Source organism: Rhodococcus sp. BUPNP1 (assembly GCF_002215235.1).
Taxonomy (GTDB): domain Bacteria; phylum Actinomycetota; class Actinomycetes; order Mycobacteriales; family Mycobacteriaceae; genus Rhodococcus.
Map to the genome: position 1 here is coordinate 1 of NZ_NERM01000056.1, position 10429 is coordinate 10429.

General features: G+C 71.0%; 8 protein-coding genes, 1 rRNA gene and 1 pseudogene. All 10 read right to left on the reverse strand.

What is annotated here, in order from left to right:
• Positions 1 to 1604: CTP synthase (locus tag B9C99_RS25030; RefSeq protein ID WP_088899752.1), on the reverse strand; the 1604-nt coding region annotated here is incomplete at its 3' end.
• Positions 1605 to 1763: 159 nt separating this feature from the next.
• Positions 1764 to 2714, reverse strand: coding sequence for a copper transporter (locus tag B9C99_RS25035; protein WP_088899745.1), 951 nt, complete (start codon positions 2712 to 2714; stop codon positions 1764 to 1766).
• Positions 2711 to 3895, reverse strand: coding sequence for a putative cytokinetic ring protein SteA (steA, locus tag B9C99_RS25040; RefSeq protein ID WP_088899746.1), 1185 nt, complete (start codon positions 3893 to 3895; stop codon positions 2711 to 2713). The genes B9C99_RS25035 and steA overlap by 4 nt, the downstream gene beginning before the upstream one ends.
• 84 nt (positions 3896 to 3979) lie before the next feature.
• The gene (gene recN, locus B9C99_RS25045) at positions 3980 to 5749 is read right to left on the reverse strand and encodes a DNA repair protein RecN (protein ID WP_088899747.1); all 1770 of its coding nucleotides are present in this window, start codon (positions 5747 to 5749) and stop codon (positions 3980 to 3982) included.
• A gap of 1 nt (position 5750) precedes the next feature.
• A complete protein-coding gene (locus B9C99_RS25050) occupies positions 5751 to 6695 on the reverse strand; it encodes an NAD kinase (protein WP_088899748.1) in 945 nt (314 codons plus the stop codon).
• Positions 6692 to 7516 carry a TlyA family RNA methyltransferase gene (locus B9C99_RS25055; RefSeq protein ID WP_088899749.1) on the reverse strand — a complete coding sequence of 275 codons (825 nt, stop codon included), beginning with the start codon at positions 7514 to 7516 and terminating at the stop codon, positions 6692 to 6694. The genes B9C99_RS25050 and B9C99_RS25055 overlap by 4 nt, the downstream gene beginning before the upstream one ends.
• 1 nt (position 7517) lies before the next feature.
• Positions 7518 to 7748, reverse strand: coding sequence for a hypothetical protein (locus tag B9C99_RS25060; protein WP_088899750.1), 231 nt, complete (start codon positions 7746 to 7748; stop codon positions 7518 to 7520).
• Positions 7749 to 7800: 52 nt separating this feature from the next.
• On the reverse strand, positions 7801 to 8832 hold the full coding sequence (locus tag B9C99_RS25065; RefSeq protein ID WP_088899751.1) for an HAD-IIA family hydrolase: 1032 nt from the start codon (positions 8830 to 8832) through the stop codon (positions 7801 to 7803).
• Positions 8829 to 9608: pseudogene (locus tag B9C99_RS26395) on the reverse strand (tetratricopeptide repeat protein); the annotation flags it as partial. The pseudogene B9C99_RS26395 and the gene B9C99_RS25065, both read right to left, overlap by 4 nt.
• Before the next feature lie 701 nt (positions 9609 to 10309).
• Positions 10310 to 10426 (reverse strand): 5S ribosomal RNA (rrf, locus tag B9C99_RS25075).
• Positions 10427 to 10429 lie beyond the last annotated feature (3 nt).

The window sequence follows — 10429 nt, forward strand, 5'->3', positions numbered from 1 at the left end:
CGGGTGGGCCGGCTCTTGAGTTCCGGGTGCGCCTGGGTGGCGACGAAGAACGGATGCTGCTCGGCCGGGTACTCGACGAACTCGACGAGCCGCCCGTCCGGGGAGGTGCCGGAGAACACCAGACCGGACTTGGCGATCTTGTCGCGGTAGGCGTTGTTGACCTCGTAGCGGTGCCGGTGCCGTTCGGAGACCTGCTCGCTGCCGTAGGCCCTGGCCACGACCGAGCCCTTCTTCAGCGCGGCCGGGTAGGCGCCGAGACGCATGGTGCCGCCGAGATCGGCCTCACCGGCGACCGCCTGTTCCTGGTCCGCCATCGTGGAGATGACCGGGGCGGTGGTGTCGGGATCGAACTCGGTGGACGAGGCGTCCTCGATGCCGACCGACCGGGCGGCCTCGATGACGACGCACTGCAGGCCCAGGCACAGGCCGAGCAGCGGGATCCGGCGGGTGCGGGCGAACCGGATGGCGCCGAGCTTGCCCTCGATGCCGCGGATGCCGAAGCCGCCGGGGATCAGGACGGCGTCGACGTCGCCGAGGTGCTTCTCGGCACCGGCCTCGGTCTCGCACTCGTCGGAGGCGACCCAGCGGATCCTGACCTTCGCGCGGTGCGCGAAACCGCCGGCGCGCAGCGCCTCGGTGACCGACAGGTAGGCGTCGGGCAGGTCGATGTACTTGCCGACGAGCGCGACCTCGACGGTCTCGCGGGGGTTGTGGACCCGCTCGAGCAGGTTGCCCCACACCGTCCAGTCGACGTCCCGGAAGGGCAGGCCGAGCTGGCGCACGACGTAGGCGTCGAGTCCCTCGCTGTGCAGCACCTTCGGGATGTCGTAGATGCTCGGCGCGTCGGGGCAGGAGATGCAGCCGGCGACGTCGACGTCGCACATCAGCGAGATCTTCGCCTTGAGCGAGGCCGGCACGTCGCGGTCGCAGCGCAGCACGAGCGCGTCGGGCTGGATACCGATGTTGCGCAGCGCCGCCACCGAGTGCTGGGTCGGCTTGGTCTTCAGCTCACCGGACGGCCCGAGATAGGGCACGAGCGAGACGTGCAGGAAGAAGCAGTTGTCGCGGCCGACCTCGTGGCGCACCTGGCGGGCGGCTTCGAGGAAGGGCTGCGACTCGATGTCGCCGACGGTGCCACCGATCTCGGTGATCACCACGTCCGGGGTCTGGCCCTCGGAGTCGGGCGCGGCCATCGCGAGGATGCGGCGCTTGATCTCGTCGGTGATGTGCGGGATGACCTGCACGGTGTCGCCGAGATATTCGCCGCGGCGTTCCTTGGCGATGACCGTGGAGTACACCTGGCCGGTGGTGACGTTCGCGTCGGCGGTCAGGTCGCGGTCGAGGAAGCGCTCGTAGTGGCCGACGTCGAGGTCGGTCTCGGCGCCGTCCTCGGTGACGAAGACCTCACCGTGCTGGAACGGATTCATCGTGCCGGGGTCGACATTGAGGTACGGGTCGAGCTTCTGCATCGTCACGCGCATGCCGCGTGCGGTGAGCAGAGTGCCCAGGCTCGACGCTGTGAGCCCCTTGCCGAGAGAGGACGCGACGCCCCCGCTGACGAAGATGTGCTTGGTAGGGGTACGCGAGTGGCGTGACTGTGGCAAAGAAGCTCCCGTGACGTCAGGTGCAGGACTTTTGGACTGATGCGATACAGCTGGGGCCTGCCGACCCACGGAACTTCACGGTAACACCTCCGTGGGCAGGCGCGTACCCGACTCGCGATTGCGGACCCCCGGTGCAATCGACGTCACAGGCGGCGACGCTCAGCGGGCCGGGGAGCCGACGGTGACGGCGGTGGCGCTCGGCCCCGTCCCGTACCGGCCGCTGCCCCCGTCGTACTGCTCGCGCAGCGCCAGGACCGTCGTCAGGCGTCCCGATTCGCGGTCGAGGTTGTCGACCGTGGACAGGCCCGCGGCGAGCGCGGCATCGGCCCGGACGACGGCGATCGGTCCGTTGCCTTCGGCTGCCCCGGTACGGCCGGCGAGCACCGCGCCGGCGCCGCGGCCGTCCACGACCCCCGCGAAGCGCGCGATGAGCGACCCGCGGTTGCCGGCGCGCTCGGCGTTGCCGCTGTGGTCGCCGGTGACGACGAGGGCGCTCTGGGCCGGTTCGACCTGGGCGTCCTCGTAGGTGATGAAACCGCCGCTGCGCAGCGTGGTCAGGGCGAGGGTGCGTTCCTCGGGGGTGCTGCGCGGTTGTCCGGTGCCCGGGTCGACGAGCAGCACCGCGCCGAGCAGATCCCCGGCGAGGCTGCCGGGGTCGACGGCGCCGGTCTGCAGTTCCACCCCGGCGGGCACGACGTTGGTGACGGTGGTGCGGAGCTGGTCGGTGCCGGAGGCGTCGACGAACGAGTCGGTCAGCGCGATCCGGGCGGTGACCCGGCCGCCGGCGTCACCGACGGAGCGGACGACGGCGTCGACGTCCTCGGGGGCGGCGTCCGGGGTGGTCACGAGGAGGACGGTGCGGTCGAGAAGTTCGTCGCGCACGATCCGCGGGCCGATGGTCGAGTCGAACCCGTCGGCGGCGAGCAGCTGTGCCTCGAGCCGGCTGCCGTGGTCCTCGGCCTCCTGGACCTCGCGGCGCAGTTCGGCCTTGTCGTCGCGCAGGCCGGAGACGACGCTGTCGGCCAGCAACCCGGAGCCGAGCACGATCCCGACCGCCAGGCCGAGGAACACCGCCACCAGGGAGACGACGTGATGGCGCATCGAGATCACGCGCGCAGACCCCGAATCCACTCCACGGCGGACTCCCACCACTGACGGGCGAGTTCGACGACGTCGCCACCGAGGTTGGACACGGCGAGCGCAGCGATCACGGCGATGAGGGCCGCGAAGACGAGCAGGGCGATCACGCCGCCCGAGACGCGGCTGCGGTAGAGGGTGGCCACCGCCTTCGCGTCGACGAGTTTCGGTCCGACCTTCAGGCGGGTCATCACCGCGGACGGATTGGTGTCGCGGCGGCCGTGGTCGAAGAACTCGTCGAGCGAGACGGTGCTGCCGACGGTCACCACCAGCGCCGCACCGTGATGCTCGACGAGCAGCAGCGCCAGGTCGGTGGGGGTGCCGACGGCGGGGAAGGTCATCGCGCCGATGCCGAGATCCTGGATCCGCTCGAGACCCGGGGCGTGGCCGTCCGGGTCGGCGGGCAGCACCACTTCGGCGCCGGACTTGAGGGTGGAGGTGCCGATCTCGTCGGGGTCGCCGACGATGAGATCGGGGCGACAGCCGGCCTTGGAGAGGGCGTCCGCGCCGGGGCCGACACCCACCAGGATCGGTGAGTACTCCTTGATGAACGGCTTGAGGTCCTTGAGGTCCTGCACGTGGCCGGGGCCGTCGGAGACGACGACGACGTGCCGGTCGCGCAGGTCCAGGTCGATGTCGGGTATGCCGACGCCGTCGATGAGCAGCGGGCTCTCCGAGCGGATGAACTCGATGGTGTTGCCCGAGAACGCCTCGAGGTGGTCGACGAGCCCGGTCCGCGCCTCGATCATGCGGTCGGAGATCTCGATGTCGGTCTGCTCGTCGCCCTCGATGAGCAGCTTCTCCCCCGCGTACACGCCGCCCTCGTGGACCCGGACCTTCGCGCCGTCCTTGATCTTCTTGAAGACCTCGGTGCCGACGTTGTCGACGAGCACGATGTCGTGCGCGACGATCACCTCGGGACCGAGATTCGGGTACCGGCCCGAGATGGACGGGGACGCGTTGATCACCGCGGTGACGCCCGCTTCGACGAGCGCGTCGGCGGTGACGCGGTCGAGGTCGATGGCGTCGAGGACGACCACGTCGCCGGGACCGATCCGGCGCAGCAGTTTCGCGGTGTTCCTGTCGACCCGGGCAATGCCACTCACTCCGGGCAACGTTTCGTTGTTACGGGACAGCAGCGCCGGCATCTTCATGCAAGAGATGATGCGCCGGTATACGAGTGAGGTTGTGGAGGCGCGCCGGTAGTCGTGTGAACATCACCCGGCGCCCCGGGCAGGTCAGCCGGTGCGCTCGGCGTGGGCGACGGCCAGCAGTTCCTCGGCGTGCGCGCGCCCGGTCTCGGTGTCGTCGAGCCCGGCGAGCATGCGGGCCAGTTCGGTGACCCGCTCCTCCTCGCTGAGGGTGCGCACCCCGCTGCTGATCACCCCGGCCCGGTCGTCGACCTTGTCGACGACGAGATGGGTGTCGGCGAACGCCGCGACCTGCGGCAGGTGGGTGACCACGATGACCTGGTGGGTGCGCGACAGGCGCGCGAGTCGCCGGCCGATCTCGACGGCGGCGCGACCACCGACCCCGGCGTCGACCTCGTCGAAGACCATCGTCGCGCCGCGTTCGGAACCGGCGAGCACCACTTCGAGGGCGAGCATGACACGGGAGAGTTCACCGCCGGACGCGCTACGCGCGAGGGGGCGGGCCGGGGCGTCGCTGTGCGGGGCGAGCCGGAACTCCACCTCGTCGATCCCGGATTCGCCGGCGTGCAGGAGCCGGTCGCCGACCTGCAGCGGCGCGGTGTCGCTCGCGGTGGCCGCGCGGTCGGCGATGTGCACGTCGAGCACGGCGCGTCCCATCGCGAGGCCGGACAGTTCCTTGCTCACGGCCTTCGCGAGTTTGCCGGCGACCTTGTGCCGCGCCGTCGACAGGGCGGTGGCGGCCTCCGCGGTCGCGGCGGCCTCCGCGTCGACCTCGGCGGCGAGCTTGTCGATCGCCTCCGCGGAGACGTCGAGACCGGACAGGCGTTCGCGGGCCTCGCGCGCCCACTCGAGCACGCCGTCGATGTCGGCGGCGTACTTCCGGGTGAGGTTCTTCAGTTCCGCCTGCCGGTTGAGCAGCGTCTCGAGGGCGCTCGGGTCGGACGGCAGGTCGGACAGATAACCGGAGATGTCACCGGTGACGTCGGTGACCACCGCGATCGCTTCCCCGAGGCGGGGACCGAGTTCGCGCAGGGCGGGATCGTCGCAGCCCTCGAGGCGGGCGCGGGCCTCGCCGAGCAGGTCGAGTGCCGCCGAGTACGCGTCGGCGTCGCCGCTGTCGTCGCCGGCGAGGGCGTTGTGCGCGACGGTGGCGGCCTCGCGCAGCGAGTCGAGGTCGGACAGGCGCCGCACCTCGTCGACGATGCGGGTGTCCTCCCCCGGTTCGGGTGCGACGCGGTCGATCTCGTCGAGACCGAAGTGCAGGCGGTCGGCCTCCTGCGCGAGCTCACGCGACCGTTCGGTGCGTTCCTGCAGTTCGGCGCGGGCCTCGAGCCAGCGGCGCCGCCGGGTGCGGTAACGGTCGAGCAGACCGGCGACGGTCTTGCCGCCGAACCGGTCGAGCGCGGCGCGCTGCTCGTCGGGACGCAGCAGCCGCAACTGGTCGTTCTGGCCGTGCACGGTCAGCAGCGGCCCGGTGAACTCGGACAGCACCCCCACCGGCACGCTGCGTCCCCCGAGGTGGGCGCGGGAGCGGCCGTCGCTGCCGACGGTGCGCACGGCGATGATGCTGCCGTCCTCGTCACGCTGGGCACCGGTGGACTCGAGCAGTTCGGCGATCTGCTGTTCGATGTGGCTGGGCGTCGGTTCGATCTCGAAGCGGCCCTCGACCACGGCGCGGTTGGCACCGACCCGCACCCGGGTGGGGTCGGCGCGCACCCCGGAGAGCAGGTGCAGGCTCGTGACGACCATCGTCTTGCCGGCACCGGTCTCGCCGGTGAGCACCGTCAGTCCCCCGTGGAAGCGCGCGTACGCCTCGGAGATCACACCCAGGTTGTCGATCCGGATCTCTGCGAGCATCTCAGAGTTTCCTTCCCCGCCAGCCCTTCACCGGAAGTTCGAACTTGCGCACCATTCGATCCGCGAACGGTGCCGAATCCAGCCGCACCCAGCGGACCGGATCGCATCCTCGCACCACCTCGAGCCGGGCCCCGGCCGGGACATCGATGATGCGGCGACCGTCGCAGAAGACCACTCCGTCGTGGCCGCCGGCGAGGGTCTCGACCGCGATGATCGACTCGGGGCTGGTCACCAGCGGGCGCGCGAACAGTGCGTGTGCGTTGCTCGGGATCACCAGCAGCGCTTCGAGTTCGGGCCACACGATCGGTCCGCCGGCCGAGAAGGCGTAGGCCGTCGAGCCCGTCGGGGTGGCGACGAGGACACCGTCGCAGCCGAACGAGGAGACGGGACGGCCGTCGACCTCGAGCACCACCTCGAGGACCCCGAGCCGCGACTTGTTCTCGAGACTCGCTTCGTTGAGCGCCCACCCGCGGTCGAGGACCTCGTCGTCCATGCGCACCGTCACGTCGAGGGTCATGCGTTGTTCGACGCGGTATTCGCGGCGCACCACCTGCATGAGCGCTTCCTCGAGGTGTTCGGCCTCGGACTCGGCGAGGAACCCGATGCGGCCCAGGTTGATCCCGAGGACGGGCACCGCCGAGTACTGCGCGAGTTCGGCGGCCCGCAGGAAACTGCCGTCGCCGCCGAGGACGATCACCATCTCGCAGCCGGCGGCCGCCTCCGGTCCCGGTTCGACGACGCTGATGAAGCTGCCCGGCAGTGCGAGGACGCCGAGTCCGTTGCTCACCGCCTCGTCGTCGAGGGTGCGCAGACCGATGCCGGCCTCACCGAGGATCTTCGCGACCCGCAGCGCGGTGCCGGCGATCTCGTCGCGCCCCGAATGGGAGACCAGCAGGATCTCCCGGCCCGATCGCGCCGCGTCGACCGCGACGGTCTCTTCGCTCACTGTGGTCCTTCCTGCACCGCACGCTCGATCAGTTCGATCACTGCCGGGTCGAGTTCCTCCGGCCCCGGCTCTGCGGCCCGTAGCCACAGGAAGTACTCGACGTTCCCGGACGGCCCGGGCAGCGGGCTCGCCACCGCTCCGAGGGTGCGCAGGCCCTGCCGCTGCGCTTCGCGCGCGACGTCGAGCACCGCCTCCGTGCGCAGCGCCGGGTCGCGCACCACGCCACCGCTGCCGACCCGGTCCTTGCCCACCTCGAACTGCGGTTTGACCATCGGCAGCAGGTCGCCGCCGGAGGCGACGCAGGCGACGAACGCCGGCAACACCAACTTCAGCGAGATGAACGACAGGTCCGCGACCACCAGGTCGACGCGCCCGCCGATCGTCTCCGCGTCGATGCTACGCACATTTGTTCGATCGATCACGTGGACACGCTCGTCGGACTGCAGGCGCCAGACCAGCTGGCCGTAACCGACGTCGACCGCGACGACCTCCGCGGCACCCTCGTGCAACAACACGTCGGTGAAACCGCCGGTCGACGCGCCGGCATCGAGGCAGCGACGCCCCGACACCTGCAGCCCCTGCGGCGTGAACGCCTCCAGGGCGCCGAGGAGTTTGTGGGCACCGCGGGACGCCCAGGAGACCTCGTCGCTCACCTCGGTGACGATCAACGGCGTGTTCGGTTCGACGGCGGTCGCCGGTTTGGAGGCCACGGTGCCGGCGATCAGCACCCGACCTGCGGCGATCAGTTCGCTGGCATGCTCACGCGAGCGCGCCAGACCCCGCCGTACCAGTTCCGCGTCGACGCGTGCCCGGCGTGCCACGTCAGATCTTGTCCACGGTCGACAAGGCCTGCACGAGGACCTCGTGGGCTCGTTCGAGCAGGTCGGCGTGCTCGAGCAGCACGGACTGGTCGGTGCTCTCGGCACCGGGGACGGATGCGCCCTCGCGGACACGCGCCAGCAACGCGTCGACCTCCTCGCGGACGTGTGCGGGATCGACGGTGGGGCGTGCGCCGGGAAGGTGTTCGCCCGGACGTGGAATCGGCGTGCTCATCGCCGTCCACGCTAGTCGATGGGTGCGACCGGGCCACACCCTCCGGTGCGGATCAGACCGTCGCCGCCCACGCGTCCACGACGGACCGTGCACGCTCGTCCACCGGATGGACCTGCCCGAATCCGGGGTTGGCCCAGGCGATGTCGAGCAGACCCCGCAGCGCCTCCATCGGATCGGCCGCCGACTGCGCGGCGGCGAGGTGAAGATCACCTCCGTCGACCGTGACGTCCCACGAGTCGTGCGGTGCGACGCGCAGCCGGTCGGCCGGCTGGTCGAGGCTCGCGAGCGAGGCCGCGACGTAGGTCGGGCGCTGCTCGGCCGGAGCCCGCAGCAGATCGTCGACGGTGCTGACCCCGGTCAGCACGAGCAGAGAATCCGCACCGACGGCGTTGGCGCCTTCGATGTCGGTGTCCAACCGGTCACCGATGACGAGGGGACGACGGGCACCGCCGCGACGGATCGCGTCCTCGAGCAGCGGAGCTGCGGGTTTGCCCGCCACGAGCGGGGTCGCGCCGGTGGCGTTGCGCACCGCCGCGACCATCGAGCCGTTGCCGAGGACGAGTCCGCGCTCGGTGGGCAGGGTCGAGTCGACGTTGGTGGCCACCCACAGGGCGCCTGCGCGGACGGCGAGCGTCGCCTCCGCCAGGATCGCCCATCCGGTGTCCGGGGAATGCCCCTGCACCACCGCCACCGGATGCGCGTCCGCGGACCGGACCGGGGTGAGGCCGACACCGGCCACCTCCTCGGCCAGGGCCTCGGTGCCGACGACGAGCACCGGCGCATCGGCCGGGAACCGCTCGGCGAGCAAGCGCGCAGCGGACTGCGAGCTCGTCACCACCGACGAGTCGTCGGCCGGAAAGCCGAGTTCCCGCAGGTGCAGCGCGACCTCCGACGGCCGACGGCTGGCATTGTTCGTGACGTACAGAACGGTGTCGTCACCGGCGGCCAGCGCCTCGCGGGCACCCGGGACGGGTTCGGCGCCCCGATAGACGGTGCCGTCGAGGTCGAGCAGCAGGACGTCGTAGATCCGACGCAGGCTGTCGCTGGAGGCCGTACCGGCAGAGAGGTCGGTGCCGTCGGTCACGGCGCCTCTCCGGTGAGCTCCTCCACCCGCTCCTCGGCGTCGGTGACGCCTTCGATGTCGGCGCCTGCGGAGTGCAGGAACCACTGCAGGCCTTCTTCGGTTCGCCCGGCCGCGACGAGTGCGTCGGCGTAGGCGTAGAAGAGACGGGCCGCCGGCGTACCGGTCCGCTCCGGATCGAGATCCGGCGTCTGCAGGGTCACGACGGCCTGGTCGTACTGACCGAGATCCATGCGGGCACCGGCGAGGACGATGCGCAGCTCCGTGGCCTCGTCACCGGTCAGCTTGCGAGCTTCCTCGCTCCGGCCCAGTTCGAGCGCCTTCTCGGGGCGACCGAGACCGCGTTCGCAGTCGGCCATGACGGCGAGCAGTCCGGTACCACCGGACATGCGGCGTGCTGCGCGGAGCTCGGAGAGCGCCTCCGCCCACTCACCGGCGTGATAGGCGGTGATGCCGGCGGCCTCGCGGACGACCGCGATGCGGCCGGCGCGCTGGCGTGCGGCGCGAGCATGGGTGAGCGCAGCACGGGGGTCGTCGTCGAGCAGACGACCGGCCATCACCAGATGCCGGGCGACGGTGTTCGCGTTCGACTTGTCCAGGCTCAGCAGGTCGCGGCGGATCGTCGGGTCGAGTTCGGAGGCCTCGACGTCGTCGGGGATGTCCGGCTCGTCCGGACGGGCGTCGCGACGCTGCGGTGCGATGCCTTCGCGCCCGCGACCCGGACCGAATCCACCTTCACCGCCACGACGACGGGGTGCTCCCTCGCCACGGCGGTCACCGGACTGAGGGCCGCGGCGGTCGCCGGAGTAGCTTCGCCGGTCGCCGCCGCCGCGTTGGTCGCCACCACGGCGCTGATCACTGCCGCGCTGGTCGCCACCGCGGCGATCGTCGCGGTTGCCGTAGCTGCGCTCACCGCGGGGACGGTCCGAACCCTGACGGGGACGGTCGCCGTACTGCCGACCGCGATCGTCGCCGCGGCTCGAACGGTCGTCGCTGTGGCGGGGACGATCATCGCTGCGGCGGGGGCGGTCGTCGCCTCCGGAGCGTTCGCGGTAGGGACGGTCGCTGCGACCGGAGCGAGCATCGTCGCGGCCGCGATCCCGGCGGTCTCCGCCCTGGAAGGAACGGCGGTCGTCGCCACGCCGGTCGTCGCTGCGCTGGGGTCGTCGATCGTCGCTCCGGGGCGGGCGCCGATCGTCACCGCGCTGCGGACGGTCGTCGCGGCCGGACGAACGTCCGGCGGATCCGTAACCGCCCTGCCGGCGGTCGTCGCCGCGTCCACGCTCGTCGCGGTCGCGGGGTGCGCGCTCGCCGCGGCTGTCGTCGGCGCGTTCCTCGCGCTCGTTCTTGCGGCCCGACCACGGAGTGGATCCTCCACTCCTGAAGGACCGACGTTCACCGTTGCCGTCGGACACAGAAAAATCCTCTCATGAAAACACGAAAGGGGACCCAAACGAGTGGGTCCCCTTTCGGAACGGGTGTTCGGCGGTGTCCTACTCTCCCACACCCTGTCGAGTGCAGTACCATCGGCGCAGACAGGCTTAGCTTCCGGGTTCGGAATGGGACCGGGCGTTTCCCTGTCGCTATGGCCGCCGTAACT

Excerpts from the sequence above, each read along its gene's own strand:
- steA (WP_088899746.1), bottom strand. The coding sequence starts at position 3,895 with ATGAAGATGCCGGCGCTGCTGTCCCGTAACAACGAAACGTTGCCCGGA.
- recN (WP_088899747.1), bottom strand. The coding sequence starts at position 5,749 with ATGCTCGCAGAGATCCGGATCGACAACCTGGGTGTGATCTCCGAGGCG.
- B9C99_RS25060 (WP_088899750.1), bottom strand. The coding sequence starts at position 7,748 with ATGAGCACGCCGATTCCACGTCCGGGCGAACACCTTCCCGGCGCACGC.